This window comes from Paraburkholderia dipogonis, assembly GCF_042680985.1.
GTDB classification, from domain to species: domain Bacteria; phylum Pseudomonadota; class Gammaproteobacteria; order Burkholderiales; family Burkholderiaceae; genus Paraburkholderia; species Paraburkholderia phytofirmans.
In genome coordinates this window covers 1-16,588 of record NZ_JBHUFR010000024.1, presented here as the reverse complement: position 1 = coordinate 16,588, position 16,588 = coordinate 1, and the positions used below count along the sequence as shown (strand labels likewise).

Sequence of the window (16,588 nt, the reverse complement as noted above, 5' to 3'; positions counted from 1 at the left end):
AGACACAGCGCAGCCTCACATATGGCGAACCAGCAGGTGGATCTGCGACTCGTGCGCGACAATCTCGGACACGCGTCGCTGACGACAACGAGTCAGTACCTGCACGTCGACGACGATCGGCGGCACCGCGAGACCGATGAGAAACACCGGATCGACTGGTAGAGCACGCCGCGTCCCGGACGATCGCAGCGAGAAGACTGCGCTTCAAGCGCTTCGCGCGTGATGGCACACACGATTTCGCCGCGCTGACCCTGACAGCCGGAATGAAAATTCGCGTCGATCCGCCGCCACATCTGCAGCCAACCCAATCACGCCCATGATCTCCCCGTCAGGCCAGCCGTGAACCAGCGACATGCAGGCGCTCACGCGGATAATCTAACTGCCGGACTGCGGGCAGACACGGCCAGCGCGAGCCGCTCGCCGCGCTGGCGCTGCCCGCTTCCTGAAGACCGGATTTGGGAACACGGAGGGCGCTGCAGGGACGGACGGTTAGTTGCGTTTTTTATTTTTAGATGGGTGAGCCTTTACGGGAGGGCCGATTGCGACGGGCGTTTTGAAGGGCGTCAGGCAATCGCGTCAGTTGACACTTCCAGAGCGCGCACGCTCGATCCGCAGGAACAGAGAATTCAGGCCGCCTTTGTGTATGCGCCACCTCAGGCATTCGGCTGAAGTCGACCCACAGCAGACGACCGACGCACTGGATGTAACTTGCCGAATTTGGAGGGATACCTGCCAGCTGTGAGCAGTATCACGGATACGCAGGACAGGCTACAGCCGTCAACTTGACAACGCCTCAGTTACTCATGCGATTCCTTGAGTCAACTGTTCCGCAAGCTGCATGCGCAAGCCGGGATCGAGGGGGCGAGCGTATGTCTGGACGCCGACCTTTTGGCGTGCGCCTGTATCGACTCGGCTACGATCTTCGGCACATCAACGAGCTACTTGGACACGAGACACTTACGGCGACAAAGCGATTGATTGACGCCGATCCTGTTCGTCTAGGTGTGATAGTCGCGGGGGTAATTTGATTCTCCCGTGAGGCGGGCCGTTGAAGAAGTGGACGGTTGTGAGGGGGCGCGGGGGGCGCCGAAGGAAGGGTCGACAGGCCCTTTTTTTCTTGCGCGGACTGTTCGAAGGTTGCATTTCTACGTTAGCTAGGCTAAACTAAGCCCATATTGATGGAGGTGCTATGCAAACCGTAAATATTCATGAGGCGAAGTCGCAGCTTTCGCGCCTCATTGAGGCTGCTGTCAGTGGCGAAGAAGTTGTTATCGCGAAGGCAGGAACCCCGGTGGTGCGCCTCGTATCGTTCGAAACGAAGCCCAAACTTCGCTTCGGTCTGATGAAGGGGAAGATCAAGATCGCTGAGGATTTCAACGCGCCTTTGCCTGACGATGTTTTAGCGACATTTGAGGGTCGGTGATGCGCCTGTTGATTGATACGCACATTTTCCTGTGGGCCATGAGCGGCGACAAGCAACTCACAAAGAAGGCCGAGGCCATCATGTTGAGCGCAGAAACCGTTTTCGTCAGTGCCGCTAGCCTTTGGGAAATCGCAATCAAGTCCGGAATCGGGAAGCTGGACGCAGACGTGAACGAGTTGGTAGCCCGCATTGAAGAAGCGGGCTTTCGCGAACTGCCTGTGACAGCCGCACACGCTGCGGCAGTTCGCGATCTGCCCGATATTCATCGCGATCCGTTTGACCGGTTACTGGTTGCTCAGGCTATTACCGAGCCGTTGCGACTGCTAACTGACGATGACACTGTTGGGAAGTACTCCGAGCTTGTAATCACGATCTAGATTATGACCAACCGGAAAACGGGCGAGGTCGCCAGACATTTTCTCCGCCGCAAGCAAAAAAACTAGAGGGGACGCAACTTGGAAAACCGTGGGTACGTATATGTGCTGGCAAACAGCGCTATGCCAGGACTAATTAAAATCGGTAGGACTGCGCGGTCTCCTGCCGAAAGAGCGCTGGAATTGTCAGGTGCAACTGGGCTTCCGACACCGTTCATTGTCGTGTACCAACAAATGTTTGCCGACTGTGCCGCAGCCGAGCAGTTCGTTCATACACACTTGGCACAGCGCGGCTTCCGCGTTTCCGAGAACAGAGAATTTTTCAACGTACCGCCTAACGAAGCTGCGCGCGCTATATCTCGCGCCCCAGGAGCAGTCGATGAGCCGGACCACGCTCATTCCTCTGCCGCTCCCGACCGAGAATTGGCAATCGAACGGCATACATCGGTATGGCGGGCGACCTTCGATGACGCCGTGGACTCTTACTACGGACTGGGCGACATTCTCTTGGACCACGCACACGCGTTTGCGCTGTTCCGCCAGGCCGCAGCGCTGGGAGGGCTGCCTGCGTACCCATTTTTAGGGAGGATGTGTCTTGACGGTGACGGCACAACGAAGTCCGCGGAACGCGCTCTTGAATACTTCAAAGAAGGCGCTCAAAAAGGGGCCATCTCGTGTTATTTTGAGATGGGACGGGTCTTCTTCGCGACGAAACAACTAGAAAACGCGGAAAAGTGTTTTAGCTCCTTTTCGAGGCGGCTGGGTGCTGGTTCGATTGACGGGGTTCATTTGACAATCGAGCAGCTCTCTTCGATTTATCTGGAATGCTTCCACCTTTTATTGGACCCGTTGTCGCGCTATGTTCTTCCAACAGCGCTTATGACTTTCATCGTTGCGAGCAAGCAAGCAATTCTTTCCGCTGGAAACAGTGTTCTTGAGCATGCACAAAAGAAGAAACACTTAGACAACTTCAGTGCGGGGCGGGTTGAGAGCGTTACGTTCGTGCTGGACTACATCGAAGCGCTTACTGAGCCGTGACTGTGTCGGGCGGCAAACAAAGGCCGCCGAGTACCTCGCATCGCTTCAAGCCTAGTATACGCAGCTACACGAAATTGCGTTGGGCGTCGACCTAAAAAGGGTAGGGAAACAACGTGACCATTGTCGGTATTTTGTTATGCGCTTTGGCTTTTCTACTCGGCCTTATTGTTCGTGAATTCTTGCCTGGATATTTCCGGAAAAAAGGCGAGAATCTCGCGACGAAAGAGGACATCGTGGAACTCACAAATTTGCAGAAGGGTGTCGAGCATCGGTTTAACGAGATAATAGAGAATTCGAAGCAACGCCATGATTTGCGCCTCGCTGCGCTCGATCAGCGTCTCGCCGCGCATCAGGAAGCGTTCTCACTGTGGCGCGAACTATTGGCCGAGGTGCATGGCGAGAAAATCGGCCCAGTTGTGCTCCGATGCCAAGCATGGTGGGAGAAAAATTGTCTGTATCTCGAACCAAGCGTTCGAGATGCGTTCGTCCAAGCCTACTCGGCAGCTAGCTCGCATCATGGATATACGCAGGCGCGCTTCGACGTTAAGGATGTACAGGCAAATTGGACGGAAGTGACGCGTTTTCCAAACGTCCTGTTTGAGGCGATTAAACTACCGCCCTTACAGCAGGACGCCGCCGAGAAAGCCCTCCCCGAGCTGACGAAGCACCCGCTCAACGACTAGGAAAATTCGGCGCATGAGCGCCCCGGACGCTGGCCGGCGGCCTGCGAAGGGGAGCATCAATTGTCTTACCGAGTTCATGTCATTTGGGAAGGTAGCGACATATCAGATGTCCTCGCGCAAGTCGATTGCGAGGCATGGTCCGACGTGCGAGGGTTGTGCAGCGTGATGAAAGTTGCCGACTCTGAGCGCCCCGCACGGCCGGAAGCCGGAGAACGCCTCATCAACATCGACCTCGGAACTGCTCTCTGTGCGGTCGTCCAGCAGGCTACAAAGCTGGCGGCACGTCGCTTTTCGAGTTGCTGCCCAGGCGTCGCCGAGACTACGTAGGTTCTATCCAGATGCTACCTCCGGATGAAACGCCGGTGGATCTCGAGCAGATCAGCGGGCGCCCCCTCAACGAGGCGGAAATCGCGCGGCTACTGCGGGAGACAACGGCCCCGCCGGTCTTGGGCCAGCATGAGCCCATCGACGACCTGCGCCTGTCCATTGCCGGCGCGCAGGAAAAGACCGCGCTTCTGTGGCACGACGACTAGTGGGCCATTCCGGAATCGCAGTAACCCGACCACGCATATCCTGAAGCTCCCTCTTGGACTTATCGGAAACATGCGCACGTCCGTTGAAAACGAGTGGCTGTGCTCGAAAATCGTCGCCGCGTATGGTTTGCCCATCGCCAGTTGCGACATCGCAAGCTTCGAGGACCAGAAAGTACTTGTCGTCGAGCGATTCGACCGCAGGTATGCGAGCGGCGGCTCATAGATCCTGCGGCTTCCCCGGAGGACATGTGCCAGGCGACCGGGAAATCCGCAGCGGAAAAATATGAATCAGATGGCGGCCCCGGCATCCAGAAGGTCATGGAAGTTCTGGCAGGTTCAGAGCGGTCCGCGAGCGATCAGCGCCATTTCTTCATGACGCAGATCGTCTTCTGGATGCTCGCGGCCACCGACGGTCATGCGAAAAATTTCAGCATCGCCCGCCTGAAGTCCAACCGCTATGACGCCGCGCCGATCTTATCTCCGCGCACCCGATCGTTGGAACCGGGCCAAACCTGCTTTCCGCACGCCGGGTGAAACTGGCAATGGCGGTACGGGACAACAACGCTCACTAACTGATCAATGAGATCCGGCGACGCGACTGGATTGCGCAAGGGCAACGAGTCACGCTAGCCCCGGCTGATGTCGAGGAGATGATCTCCACCCTGACGGACATAACGGAGGCTGTCGTCGCGGACGTTAACGCGCTCTTGCCGGCCGGCCTTCCCAACGATGTGTCGGACAGGATCTTTGAGGGCTTGCGACAGCAAAGCTCGAAACTTGCTGCCCAATAGACCGGTTGGAGGCGCGCACCCGCGCCAGCCCGACTACGACGTCGGCAAATCCTTCTCGAACAGATAGCCCGGCGGCTGCTCCTCACCGAAATCATGGGCCGACAACAGCGTATAGCCACTCGTCTGATAAAGCGCGATAGCTTCAGGCTGACGGGGACCGGTGCTCAAAAACACGCGCGTATAGCGCTGACGAACAGCCTGCGCCTCGAGCTCGGCCAGCACGAGACGTGAAAGCCCCTGACGACGATGGTTGCGACTGACCCAGATACGCTTGAATTCGGCGGTGCCGATATCCTCATGGCGCATGAACGCGCCGCCCGCTATCGCCTGCGCGTCGCGCAACAACAGCACGAACGCGCCGTGCGGCGCCGCGAACGCCTCGTCCGGATAGCGCCGCAGTTCGTGTGAAATCTCCTCGGCATTGATGAGCCCGGCGTAGCGGCTGCCGTACTCGTACGCTAGTTCATCGAACAAAGGACGAGCCAGCGGGTCGTGAACCGAGACGTAAGCGAAATGGTCCTGCGGCACGACTGATGAGAACACAGCTACCATGCCTTACCTCCGCCTGTTGATTAAAAAGTACCTGAAAAATGACCGCGCGCCGCTGCTAGGCGGCCGCGGCCTCGCGCGCGGCTTCGGGCCGCCAGCCCAGTTCAGGCGCGACGCGCGTGACGACATCGTCGAGAATCTGCTGGTAGTTTTCGAACGGCAGGTCGTACGGCAATTCGAGGCGCAGTTCGCGAACCTGTCCGACGACCGGGTCCGCCAGCAAGCGGCTGACGATCTCGTCAGCCGTACCGACCAGATCGGGCACGAACAGCGTGCGCCGCTCGCCATGCGGCGTCAGCGTGCGCGCGTGGCGCCCTTCGGCGAACTCGCGGTAGCGCTGCCGCGTTTGGGCATCGGCGCTGTCGGTCGGCACGATCACGCGGCCTAGCGCAACACGCGGCGGCCGCGCTTCGCTCCAATGCGACCGGAACAGATCGAGCTGGCGTAACTGCGCCTCGCGATAATCGTCGGTGCCCTCGCCCGTCGTGATATTGCCGATCAGCAGATTGAAACCGTTGCGGCCGGCCCATTCGATCGAACGACGCGAACCGCCGCCGTACCAGAGCCGCTCGGTCAGACCCGGCACATACGGCGTGACACGGGGGCGCACACGGCCCGCTGCCGATTCGACGAACGTATCCTCGTCGCCCAGCCATTCTTCCGCGAGATTGCGGCGCAGACGCTCCAGGCGCGCATGCGAGAAATCGATCAGTTCAGGATTGGCATCGAAGAGCCGCTCGCCGAGCAGAATGCCGTGCGCGGGCGCGCCCGCGCTCAGGCCGATGTTCAGGCGGCCGCGCGACAGCACGTCGACGGTGGCAAGATCCTCGGCAAGACGGAACGGGTTCTCGTAACCCATCTGGATCACGGCCGCGCCGAGTCCGATGCGCGTCGTGCGCTGGCTCGCGGCCGCGAGGAAAGTCGCGGCGGACGATACCGCTCGCTCTAGGTGCCGTTGACGCACCCACGCGCTGTCATAGCCGAGCGCCTCGCCGACGCGAAACAGTTCGAGCGTCCGCTCGAAGCCCGCGAGCGGAGCCTCGTCCGGGTAATTGCCCGAAGTCAGGAAAGCAAGATGATCGATGCGGACGGCACACATAGCGGACCTAATGGTTGTTTCTGGCGATTTCGATGGCACCCGGCTGAGCGCGCCGCCAGCCGGGGGCGGCGTTTGCAGCAGGAACCGGGGTTTGTTCAGGCATCCGGAAAGCCGGGCGGATTCGTTTCCGAGTGAGCCACTGCTTCCGTTTGCAGACCCCAGCGTGCCAGCGCCGTGCGATATTGCCCGCCACGGATCAAGCCGTTCGTCGCCGTGGTCAGCGCCTGCGCGAGTCCACTGCCCTTGCGGGTCGCGATCGCGACATCGGCCTTGAACGGCCAGCCGGCGTTGACCGTGCCCACCTGACGGATCTGCCCCTGCGTCGCGGCCTCATAGGCCAGCGGCGCGTGCGGATTGAAGATGGCATCCGCGCGCCCCGACAGCAACGCAAGGCGCTCCGCAGCGCCGTCGTCGTAGTACTGCAACGTAGCTTCCTTCAACCCTTGCGCCGCGTTGCGCCGGTTCCACTCGAGCAGAATGCGCTCCTGAATGGCCCCTGAGCCCGTGATGACGCGCAGCCCCGTGATGTCCTTCGGTTCGCTGATCGACTTGATGGGACTGTCGTCGCGTACATAGAAACCGTGCAGACCCAGCCTGTACGTCGCGAAATCGAATTTCTGTTTGCGCTTCTCCGTCACGCCGACGTTCGAAATCACTGCGTCGTAGCGGCCCGAGGCAAGACCAAGCGGCCAGTCCGGCCACGCGACAGGCACGATTTGCAGCCGCAGGCCGAGTGCGTCGGCGACCAGCTGCGCATAATCGGGATCGGAGCCGACGATGCTGCGGGCGTCGGTCGCGTACGTGGCGATCGGCGCGGCGAATGGCGCTACCGCGACCGTCAACACACCGGGTGTGACGAAGCGATAGTCCGTCAGTTGGCGCAGCGCGTCCGGATCTTTCGATGCATGCACGCGGCCTTGCTGCTGCGGGCTGAAATCGTAAGACTGCGTGGCGGCCCGTGCGAGGCCGGAAGACAATGCGAGCGGCACGGCGGCCAGCGCCGCCATGTTGCCGAGGAATGTCCGGCGTTTCGCCATCGGTCGAGTCGTGGGTTGGGGTTGTCTGCGTGACATGCGTTTCAAAGCACCTTCGAAAGGAATTCGCGGGTACGCGGATGGGCCGGATCAAGCAGCACGCGCGACGGCGGACCGGACTCCACGATGCGGCCACCGTCCATGAAGACGATCGTGTCGGCGACCTCGCGCGCGAAGCCGATCTCGTGCGTGACGATGATCAGCGTCGTGCCGGAACGCGCAAGCTGACGGATCACGTCCAGTACCTCGTTGACGAGTTCCGGATCGAGCGCCGAGGTGGGTTCGTCGAACAGAAGAACCTTGGGCTTGAGCGCGAGCGCGCGCGCAATCGCCACGCGTTGCTGCTGGCCTCCGGATAGCTGGCGTGGCCACGCATCGGCCTTGCCGGTGAGTCCAACGCGCGCGAGCAGGACGCGCGCTTCCGCCTCTGCCTGCGCCCGCGGCACGCCCGCCGCGAGCGGCGCCTCGACGACGTTGTCGAGCACGCTCAGATGCGGAAACAGGTTGAAGCTCTGGAACACCATCCCGACATCGTCGCGACGGCGCTGAAGAACGTCGCGCTCCTTGAGCTCATAGAGCGTGCGCCCTTCGCGCCGATACCCGACGAGTTCGCCGTCGATGTCGATGAAGCCGTCGTCGACGCGCTCAAGATGATTGATCGAGCGCAGCAACGTCGACTTGCCCGAGCCGGACTGGCCGAGAATCACGGTGACGCTGCCGGACGGGACTGACAATGAGACGTTGTCGAGCACCTTCAGCGTGCCGAAGCTTTTCGACACGTTGTGGATGCCGACCCGGCCGCCGACGCGCCGCTGGGCCCAGCCTCCCGCTGCCGCTTCCCCTGTCGTTGGCGTGCGTTGCCGGCGACCCGACGGAACCGAACTCTCGCTGCGAGCAGCCCGCGCCGCACGCCACCGCCCGAATAGCGCGGTCAGCGCCGACACCGCCACCTGCTCGCGCGTCGCGCCGCGTGCGTAGTAACGTTCGATGTGAACCTGCAGCGCCGACAGCACGGTCAGGATGATCAGATACCAGACCGTTGCGACCATCAGCAGTGGAATTACTTCCAGGTTGCGGTGATAGATGATCTGCACCGTGTAGAACAGATCCGGCATTGCGAGGATATAGACAACCGACGTGCCTTTCGCAAGACCGATCACGTCGTTGAAGGCGGTCGGCAGAATCGAGCGCATCGCCTGCGGCAGGACGATACGCCGGACTTGGCGCGCACCCGGTAAACCGAGCGCGGCGGCCGCTTCACGTTGTCCGTGATCGACGGACAGAATCCCGCCGCGGATCGCCTCGGCCGAAAACGCTGCGTGGTTCAACGTAAGGCCGAGCACTGCCGCAAAAAACGGACTGATCAGGTCAGTGGTCGACTGGTTGAGCAGCGCGAAATGCGTGAACGGCACGCCGATCCAGATCGTCTCGTACAGATAGCCGAGGTTGTTCAACAGGAGCAGCAGCACGATCGGCGGGATCGAGCGGAACAGCCAGATGAAGGCCCACGCGCAGCCCGCCAGTAGCGGAGAACGCGATACGCGCGCGAGAGCCAGTGGCGTCGCGAGTGCAAAGCCGAACAGCGCGCCGAGCGCCGTCAGCACCAGCGTACGCCCGAGCCCCGAGAGCACCGGCTCGGCGAAGAACCACTGCGCGAAGACGCCCCAGCCCCAGCGCGGATTACCGAATATCGAATTCAGTACGAGCCCGATCACGACGATGGCTAGCACCGTGCCGGCCGTGCGCGCATGATGCCGCGCCGGCACGATCCGATAATGCGCATAGTCGTGACCGTCATCGGCGCCGATCGCGTGTGCCGCATGAACCGCGTGAGCGGGACCGGCAAGCTGGGTAGTGTCGTTCATGATGCTGTCCTCGTGCGTGGCATGCCGTTCATCAGGCCGTTTCCGCGGTCACGTAGCGGCTTTCCCGGCGCGGCAGGCCCAGGTGATCGCGCAGCGTCGTGCCGGACAGGGTGCGGCTGTAACGGCCGCGCGCCTCCAGCGCAGGGATCACGTATCGAACGAAATCGTCCAGCCCTTCTGCCTGCACCGGAAAGCCGAGGATGAAGCCGTCGGATGCACCCGCGTCGAACCAGCGGATCAGTTCGTCGGCAATCTGCTCGCCGGTGCCGATGAATTGCGTCTTCGGCGTGGCCACTTCCAGCGCGACCTCGCGCAGCGTCGCACCGCTACGCTTCGCGTCGGCCTTGATGCGGTCGGTCGTCGAACGGAAGCTGTTCGAGCCGAGATCGCCCAACTCGGGGAATGGTTCATCGAGCGGATATTGCGTGAAGTCGTGATGCTCGAAAAAGCGCCCGAGATAGGCGAGCGCATCGTCGATGGTCAGCAGGTCGCGGATCACGCGATACTTCGCTTCGGCTTCGTCCGCCGTCGCGCCGACGATGGGTCCGATGCCGGGAAAGATCTTCACGTCGGTCGCCGCGCGGCCGTGCTCGACCGCGCTCTGGCGAACCTGGTCGGCGAACGCCCTGGTTTCTTCGAGCGAAGGCGAATGCGTGAACACCGCGTCCGCGTATTTGCCGGCAAGCGCGATCCCCGAATCCGACGAACCGGCCTGGAAGATCACCGGCTGCCCCTGCGGCGAACGCTGAATGTTCAACGGCCCGGCGACTTCGAAGAACCGCCCCTTGTGATCGAGCGTATGCAGTTTGTCGCGGTCGAAGAAACGGCCGCTCTCGCGTTCGCGAACGAATGCGTCGTCGTCCCAGCTATCCCACAGTCCCTGCACGGCTTCCAGATATTCGTCGGCGATCTCGTAGCGCAACTCGTGGTCCGGATGCTGGCCGCCGTAATTCTTCGCGGACCCTTCGAGCGGCGAGGTCACCACATTCCATCCCGCGCGCCCGCCGCTGATCAGGTCGAGCGACGCGAATTGCCGCGCCACCGTGAACGGATGGCTATACGAGGTCGACAGCGTGCCGGCGAGGCCGATTTTCGAGGTCGATGTCGCGAGTGCCGACAGGATCGAGATGGGCTCGAAGCGGTTCAGGAAGTGAGGAATCGACTTCTCGTTGATATAAAGTCCATCGGCGACGAACGCAAACGCGACACCGTTGGCCTCGGCTTTCTGCGCAACGCCGGTGATGAAATCCAGGTTGACGCTGGCGTCCGCGGGACCGGCCGGATGCTTCCACGCGTTCATATGGCCGCCCGCGCCGTGCAGCATGATGCCGAATGTGAGATTTCGCTGAGTCATAGTCTGGTCCGTAAATAGAATGAGCAATCAGACGCGTGCAGTCTGTTCCGCGCCGGCCAGCGCTTCGACCGAAGCGAGGCGCTGCGCGTAGTCTGTTATCGGGGTGTCGATCACGAATTCTTCAATGCCGAATCGTTTATGCAAGGCGTCGAGTTGCTGGCGCACATCTTCCGCAGTGCCGGCGATCACATGTGGATGCAACTCGTCGAGACGATAGTCAGTCACGCCGGTTTGTCGCGCGAATTCCGCTGCCGCCTCGGGACTCGGAAGATTGACGCTCTGCCCCGTTGCAAGCTGAAGCTTGAAAATACGCAGTGCGCCGACCTGGCGCTGCGCCTCGGCGCGCGAGGGTGCCGCGAACGCGTAAAGCGCGAGCAGCGGCGTGCGTCCAGTCACGCTGCGATAGGCATCGAGCGAGCGCTCGATGTTCGCTTCGTCACCATTGAAATGGCCGGCATAGCAGAACTGCCAGCCGTGCTGCGCGGCAAGCGCCGCACTCTCGGCGCTCGCGCCAAGCAGAATGCGCTCGGGGGCTTCAGGCGGCGTCGGCAACGCGATCGCGCCGGCCAGCGGGTGATCTTCCGCGACGCCCCACTTCAGGAACGCGTCGAGTTCGGCGAACTGATGCGCGAAGTCCGGCTTCTTCGCCTTGTCGTGAAACCACTGCAGCGCGCGCGTCGTCAACGGCAGTCCGCCGGGCGCCTTGCCGATGCCGAGATCGACGCGCCCCGGCGCGAGTGACGCGAGCACCCGGAACGTTTCCGCGACCTTGAACGGACTGTAGTGCTGCAGCATCACGCCACCCGAACCGACACGAATGCGCGAGGTGTGCGCGAGCAGATGCGACACGACGATCTCCGGCGCGGAACTCGCGAGCCCGGGTGCGCCATGATGCTCTGCGATCCAGTAACGCTTGTAACCCAGCGCTTCCGCGCGTTGCGCGAGCCGCACGGTAAAGCGCAATGCGTCATGCGCACTCTTTCCGTCGGCGATCGGACTCTTGTCGAGAATCGAAAGTGAGTAGGACATATCGAACCCTCCCAATGCACGCTGCGGTACACGGGAAAAGAAATGGATGGAATTCGCCGAACGACTCTGCTGATTCCATTATGGCTATCGGGGTGCAAAACCGTTCGAGCAAATTTTTCTATGCATATCAAGAAAACTTCAAAACACGTAGCGGGCGCGTGCGTAGTAGAAGCCGCCATTCACGCCTGTCGTCGAAGCGAATGCGTCGTACTGCACGCCTTCGAGTTGCGCTTCATAAGGCAGCTTGCTCGGATAGACGTTGAACAGATTGTTGGCGCCGACCGCGATCTGGAATTTCTTCGTCACGTCGTAGCGGACTTCGACGTCGGTGATATAGCGGGCTGCATTCTCGAAATGGAGAAACTGTGTCGTCGAGAACGCGTTCGGTCCGACAATGTAGGTTTCCTCGCTCGACGTGGCGCCATAACGCGTCTCGTGCAGGCTCACACCCCACTTGTCGAGGTGCCACGTGCCGCCGACGATGATCTTGTTCTTCGGCGTCGATGTACTCAGCCACGCGACCTGTTGCGCGTTGAGTTCCGGCTTGCCGTTCGGACCGTTCGCAACATGCGTGACCGAGGTCGTATTGATGTTCACGCCCAGGTCCCAGTCGATCCATCCGAATTGGCCAAATCCCGTGTGGTACGTGCCGGTCAGATCGATCCCCCGGGTGCGCGTGCTGGCGCCGTTGGTGAAGTAACTCGCGGATACCGCCGAGGCCGGCACTGAAGTGGGCACCGACAGGCCCGCCGCCTGCATCGCGGCGATGGCATCCGCGCCGGACGCCGTTCCGCCTTCGACGATCCGGTTGCGGATGTCGATCTGATAAGCGTCGAGTGTCACGTGCAGATTCTTGACCGGCGTCAGCACGAAGCCGATGTTGTAGTTAGTCGATTTCTCCGACTGCAGTTGCTGCGCGCCGATCAGCTTCGCCGCCGACGAGTTGGCCGCAAGCAGACCGAACACGGAGGCAGGCGATTCGTTGATATTGCTGTAGTACTCCTCGGCGAGCGACGGCGCACGGAAACCCGTACTGACGCTGCCGCGAATCGCGAATGCCGGCGTGAAGTCGTAACGTGTCGATAGCTTTCCGTTGGTGGTGTTGCCCACGTCGCTGTAATGCTCGAAGCGTCCTGCCAGATCGACCGTCCATTTCGGCGTCAGATGGGTCGACAGGTCGAGATAGGTGCCGAGCACGTTGCGCGAGTTGTCGCTCGCACTCACCGGCGCGAGGCCCGGCAGCGCTTGGGAGCCGCCGTCGATATACGATGCGTAATCGCCCGCTCCTACCGAGTAGGTCTCGCGGCGCTGCTCCACGCCCCACGAGACATTCACCGGCGCCGGGAGCAACGGCAGCTGGAATGCCCGCGAGAAATCGAGGTTGTTCGTCAGCTGCGTGTTGCTGACGGTGGAAAGGTGGAAGCTGGCCGGCGTATAGCCCTGCGCCGCATAGAGCCCGGTGTTGGCCGAGTTGCGCAAGCCCACGACGTCATGGTCGCCACCGTATGTCGAACTCAGATCCCACGACCAGCCGAACAGATTCTGGCCTTTGATGCCCGTCGTCACCGAAAAGTCGTTCTCGTTGATCGTTTCCACCGGCACGAAGCCGTTCGGATAGATTTGCGGCAGCACTGAGGGTGGACGATAGTTCTGATAAGACTCCGCGTCGCGATGCGCATACGTGCCGAAGCCATAGAGTTCGACATCGTCGCCAAGGTAGTAGCCGGCGTTGTAACCCACCGACGTGCGCGTGCTGGCCGGATCGCCTTCGATCGGGTTGTAGTAACCGTGGCCCGGTTGGAACGATCCGAAGTAGTCGTCAGGGCCGGTGCGGATCGTATGGTTCTGACGGTTGTATTCCGCGCTCAGATCGAGAAAGCCCTTGCCGCCGAGGTCCAGGCCGATATTGGCCGACTCGCCGTTCTTGAAGCCGTCGCCCGCATAGGTCTGGCCGTTGGTCGTCTGCAACTCTCCGCCGTGCGAACTTTTCTTCAGGATGATGTTGATGACACCCGCGATGGCATCAGACCCGTACTGCGCGGCTGCGCCGTCACGCAGCACTTCGATGTGATCGATCAGGCCGACCGGAATCATGTCGATATCGACACCGGTCGAGCCCTGGTTCAAGCCGCCGTCGAGCGCGATATTCGCCGTGGTATGACGGCGCTTGCCGTTCACCAGCACGAGCACGTGGTCGGGGCTCAGTCCGTGGAGCGTCAGCGCGTCGGTCAGCACCGCGGCGTCGCCCGCGTAGTTCTCACGCGAGATCGATGGCGATAGTTGAACGAGCGCGTCGCGCAGATTGCTTTGACCGGTGGCGCGCAATTGGGCGCCGCTGATCACGTCCACCGGTGTCAGGCTCTGGCTTGCTTTTGTATCGGTACGCGTACCGGTTACGACCACCGTATCCTGCTGCACGGTATTCACCGCGCCGGACTGCTTCGCAGCGGCCGCTCCGGCTCCCGCATTCGGTTGAGCGGCGCTCGGTGCAACGGCGGCGGCGTCGCTCGCTTCCGCCGGCGCTGCCGCGCTCTGCGCCCATGCCACGCTGTTGCAGGTGGCTGCCAGAACCGCAACCGACAGCACTTTCCTGCGAACCCCGATGATGGGCCGATCGGCCCTATTCTTCCTGTTTTTCCCGCGCATCGACTATTCCGTTGGTTATTTGCGGACACACTGCTCCAGCACGTGGCCGACCTCAGCCACGCGCAAAGCCACTCTGTAGTAATACTTGTGATTGACGACTGACCTTATCGAGGCAGAATCGACTGCCCCGACGAATTAGCTCCTGGGAAGCCCGGGAGGATTCGTCTTGGCCTGGTCGATCGCTTCGGAACCGAGATTCCAGCGGTCGAGTACCTGCGTGTATTTACCGCTGCGAATGAGGTCGTTCAGCAGCACGGTGAGCGGCGCGGCGAGTCCGCTGCCCTTCTTCGTCGTGATCGCGACATCGGCCATGATCGGCCAGCCGCCGCTGATGGTGCCGACCGCGCGTATTCCTCCTCTTTGCGCCGCCTCGTAGGCGAGCGCCGAGTTGACGCTCAGGATCGCGTCGGCGCGCCCCGAGCGCAGCGCCACATCCCTGACGGCGATGTCGTCGTAGTACTGGATCTGCACGGGCTTGAGTCCGTGCGCAATGTTCTCTTTGTCCCACGCCAGCAGGATCTTTTCCTGATTCGTTCCCGAATCGGTAATGACACGGAGGCCGGCAACATCCTTCGGTTCACGGATCGCTTTGATCGGGCTCGAACTGGCTACGTAAAACCCGAGCACGTCGCGTCTATAGGTCGAGAAATCGAATTTCTCCTTGCGCTGCTCGGTGACCGTCACGTTCGATAGAACCGCGTCGACCTTGCCCGACTGCACGGCGAGCGGCCAGTCTTCCCACGCGAGCACCACGATTTTCAGCTTGCGTCCCAACCCGTCCGCGACCAGTTGCGCGAGATCCGGGTCGAAGCCGACGATCGTTTTGTTATCCGTTGCATACGTGCCGAGCGGCGGCCACGCCACGGTCATGCCAATGACCAGTTCGTCCTTAGCGGCAAATGGAAACGCCGCCGGCACCGCCTTGATGGCGGCGGTATCAGCGGTGGTCCGGATCTGGTCGTGCTGATCCGGACTCAGATTGAAAGTGTTGCCTGCCGCCAGAGCGATGCCTGCTACACCCATTGCCAATGCGGCGAACGTCCCGGCCACGGCTGCCCGAATTCCCCTGCTTTGCTTCATGACTTGATGTACCCCATGAGATGAACGAATTGATCGATGCGCTGCGTCGAGCACGTCACTACCGTTGGCCGAGCGGCTCGGGCGCAACCAGATCGTGTAATGAATCGACGCGACCCGGCTCCAGCAGATCCTTGCCGAACGGAAGACGAAAATGGATCTCCGGTGCGATCGAGCGATCGAACAGCGGCTCGTAGCCCGCACTGAGATAAAGTCCGGTTGCTTCCGGCTGTTTGAAGCCGGTGGTCAGATAGACGCGGCGATAACCCTGGCGCAACGCTCGATCCTCGAGTTCCTGCACGACGCGGCGAGCCAATCCCTGACGTCGCTGACTCGCATGCGTCCAGATGCGCTTGAGTTCCGCGGTCGTCGCGTCATAGCGCTTGAACGCACCGCCGCCTACCGTTTCCCCATTGCGTACGACGACGATGAACCCGCCATCGGGCGGCGCGAACAGCTCTGCCGGATAACGCAACATCTCTTCACTCACCGAGGCCGCGCTTGCCGGCCGGAACTCGCGATAGCGTGTCGTGTATTCGACGTTCAGCGCGTCCAGTAGCGGCCGTGCAATCGGATCCAGCGGCGTGGTGTCAATAATTTCGTAGGTCATGCTGAATCGGGGGATAGCTCTTATCCCTACCGCTCCTGTCGTCGAACTCTTTTTTTCGCACGACTTTTGATTGCCGTCGAACCAGAAAGAAGATAACAGGCCACCCATTCCGAATGAACCAAACATTTAACGAATCGTTATTCCGTGTAATTCGTATATTTAATTGACGTCGTTAATCGCGCTATAGCGGCAGTGTGCTGGATGTGGGTGATATAGGCCGACTGGAAATTTGTTGGTTGCACGTTTATTTCATATTGCTTTCGCGCCTGTATTGCTTCTCGAATCATCCCACGGCAAACATATGCCGTGCAATGAGTTTATATCTCGGGCTTAACGTCAACTAATTGCATGATTATTTCTAATTGCTTTCAATTATTTAATTGAGCTTGATTGGGTAGAGCACGCCAGAACGTCCGCGAGTCTAATAAGTCGGACCTGAACAATCTTCGAAGGCTTTCAGGGTGAGGCTTTGAGGTCGAAATG

14 protein-coding genes and 1 pseudogene are annotated in these 16,588 nt (G+C 60.8%); 6 read left to right on the top strand and 9 right to left on the bottom strand.

Annotated elements, in window-relative coordinates:
* From ACFSNN_RS29725 to ACFSNN_RS29700, 6 genes and pseudogenes are all read left to right on the top strand, one after another.
* Window positions 1–162 (top strand): tyrosine-type recombinase/integrase (locus ACFSNN_RS29725; protein WP_377779188.1); only part of this gene is annotated, 162 nt, incomplete at its 5' end.
* A gap of 1,027 nt (window positions 163–1,189) precedes the next feature.
* Window positions 1,190–1,423, top strand: a complete 234-nt coding sequence (locus ACFSNN_RS29720; protein WP_134462549.1) for a type II toxin-antitoxin system Phd/YefM family antitoxin — start codon at window positions 1,190–1,192, stop codon at window positions 1,421–1,423.
* Window positions 1,423–1,800 carry a type II toxin-antitoxin system VapC family toxin gene (locus tag ACFSNN_RS29715; protein WP_134466296.1) on the top strand — a complete coding sequence of 126 codons (378 nt, stop codon included), beginning with the start codon at window positions 1,423–1,425 and terminating at the stop codon, window positions 1,798–1,800. The genes ACFSNN_RS29720 and ACFSNN_RS29715 overlap by 1 nt, the downstream gene beginning before the upstream one ends.
* A 102-nt stretch (window positions 1,801–1,902) precedes the next feature.
* The gene (locus ACFSNN_RS29710) at window positions 1,903–2,835 is read left to right on the top strand and encodes a GIY-YIG nuclease family protein (protein WP_279631217.1); all 933 of its coding nucleotides are present in this window, start codon (window positions 1,903–1,905) and stop codon (window positions 2,833–2,835) included.
* A 113-nt stretch (window positions 2,836–2,948) separates the two neighbouring features.
* Complete coding sequence (locus ACFSNN_RS29705) at window positions 2,949–3,518, top strand: hypothetical protein (RefSeq protein ID WP_134466294.1); 570 nt, start codon at window positions 2,949–2,951, stop codon at window positions 3,516–3,518.
* A gap of 266 nt (window positions 3,519–3,784) precedes the next feature.
* Window positions 3,785–4,842, top strand: a pseudogene (locus tag ACFSNN_RS29700) (HipA domain-containing protein); the annotation flags it as partial.
* Window positions 4,843–4,875: 33 nt separating this feature from the next.
* Here ACFSNN_RS29700 and ACFSNN_RS29695 read toward each other — a convergent pair.
* The 9 genes from ACFSNN_RS29695 to ACFSNN_RS29655 all read right to left on the bottom strand — a co-directional run bounded on the left by ACFSNN_RS29695 (window position 4,876) and on the right by ACFSNN_RS29655 (window position 16,105).
* Window positions 4,876–5,394, bottom strand: coding sequence for a GNAT family N-acetyltransferase (locus ACFSNN_RS29695; RefSeq protein ID WP_134466293.1), 519 nt, complete (start codon window positions 5,392–5,394; stop codon window positions 4,876–4,878).
* Between the two features lie 55 nt (window positions 5,395–5,449).
* Window positions 5,450–6,490 carry an LLM class flavin-dependent oxidoreductase gene (locus tag ACFSNN_RS29690; protein WP_134466292.1) on the bottom strand — a complete coding sequence of 347 codons (1,041 nt, stop codon included), beginning with the start codon at window positions 6,488–6,490 and terminating at the stop codon, window positions 5,450–5,452.
* 95 nt (window positions 6,491–6,585) lie between these two features.
* A complete protein-coding gene (locus tag ACFSNN_RS29685) occupies window positions 6,586–7,527 on the bottom strand; it encodes an ABC transporter substrate-binding protein (RefSeq protein ID WP_134466291.1) in 942 nt (313 codons plus the stop codon).
* A 41-nt stretch (window positions 7,528–7,568) separates the two neighbouring features.
* Window positions 7,569–9,389, bottom strand: coding sequence for an amino acid ABC transporter permease/ATP-binding protein (locus tag ACFSNN_RS29680; protein WP_134466290.1), 1,821 nt, complete (start codon window positions 9,387–9,389; stop codon window positions 7,569–7,571).
* A gap of 31 nt (window positions 9,390–9,420) precedes the next feature.
* Window positions 9,421–10,743, bottom strand: a complete 1,323-nt coding sequence (locus ACFSNN_RS29675) for an LLM class flavin-dependent oxidoreductase (RefSeq protein WP_134466289.1) — start codon at window positions 10,741–10,743, stop codon at window positions 9,421–9,423.
* Between the two features lie 27 nt (window positions 10,744–10,770).
* A complete protein-coding gene (locus tag ACFSNN_RS29670; RefSeq protein WP_134466288.1) occupies window positions 10,771–11,772 on the bottom strand; it encodes an LLM class flavin-dependent oxidoreductase in 1,002 nt (333 codons plus the stop codon).
* Window positions 11,773–11,910: 138 nt separating this feature from the next.
* Entirely contained in the window at window positions 11,911–14,418 is a 2,508-nt protein-coding gene (locus ACFSNN_RS29665) for a TonB-dependent receptor plug domain-containing protein (RefSeq protein ID WP_134466287.1), read from the bottom strand.
* Window positions 14,419–14,553: 135 nt separating this feature from the next.
* Window positions 14,554–15,498 carry an ABC transporter substrate-binding protein gene (locus tag ACFSNN_RS29660; protein ID WP_134466286.1) on the bottom strand — a complete coding sequence of 315 codons (945 nt, stop codon included), beginning with the start codon at window positions 15,496–15,498 and terminating at the stop codon, window positions 14,554–14,556.
* A gap of 58 nt (window positions 15,499–15,556) precedes the next feature.
* Window positions 15,557–16,105 carry a GNAT family N-acetyltransferase gene (locus tag ACFSNN_RS29655; protein WP_134466285.1) on the bottom strand — a complete coding sequence of 183 codons (549 nt, stop codon included), beginning with the start codon at window positions 16,103–16,105 and terminating at the stop codon, window positions 15,557–15,559.
* Between the last annotated feature and the right edge of the window lie 483 nt (window positions 16,106–16,588).

Excerpts from the sequence above, each read along its gene's own strand:
- ACFSNN_RS29685 (WP_134466291.1), bottom strand. The coding sequence starts at position 7,527 with ATGGCGAAACGCCGGACATTCCTCGGCAACATGGCGGCGCTGGCCGCC.
- ACFSNN_RS29715 (WP_134466296.1), top strand. The coding sequence starts at position 1,423 with ATGCGCCTGTTGATTGATACGCACATTTTCCTGTGGGCCATGAGCGGC.
- ACFSNN_RS29695 (WP_134466293.1), bottom strand. The coding sequence starts at position 5,394 with ATGGTAGCTGTGTTCTCATCAGTCGTGCCGCAGGACCATTTCGCTTAC.
- ACFSNN_RS29670 (WP_134466288.1), bottom strand. The coding sequence starts at position 11,772 with ATGTCCTACTCACTTTCGATTCTCGACAAGAGTCCGATCGCCGACGGA.
- ACFSNN_RS29720 (WP_134462549.1), top strand. The coding sequence starts at position 1,190 with ATGCAAACCGTAAATATTCATGAGGCGAAGTCGCAGCTTTCGCGCCTC.
- ACFSNN_RS29660 (WP_134466286.1), bottom strand. The coding sequence starts at position 15,498 with ATGAAGCAAAGCAGGGGAATTCGGGCAGCCGTGGCCGGGACGTTCGCC.
- ACFSNN_RS29665 (WP_134466287.1), bottom strand. The coding sequence starts at position 14,418 with ATGCGCGGGAAAAACAGGAAGAATAGGGCCGATCGGCCCATCATCGGG.
- ACFSNN_RS29680 (WP_134466290.1), bottom strand. The coding sequence starts at position 9,389 with ATGAACGACACTACCCAGCTTGCCGGTCCCGCTCACGCGGTTCATGCG.
- ACFSNN_RS29690 (WP_134466292.1), bottom strand. The coding sequence starts at position 6,490 with ATGTGTGCCGTCCGCATCGATCATCTTGCTTTCCTGACTTCGGGCAAT.
- ACFSNN_RS29675 (WP_134466289.1), bottom strand. The coding sequence starts at position 10,743 with ATGACTCAGCGAAATCTCACATTCGGCATCATGCTGCACGGCGCGGGC.
- ACFSNN_RS29655 (WP_134466285.1), bottom strand. The coding sequence starts at position 16,105 with ATGACCTACGAAATTATTGACACCACGCCGCTGGATCCGATTGCACGG.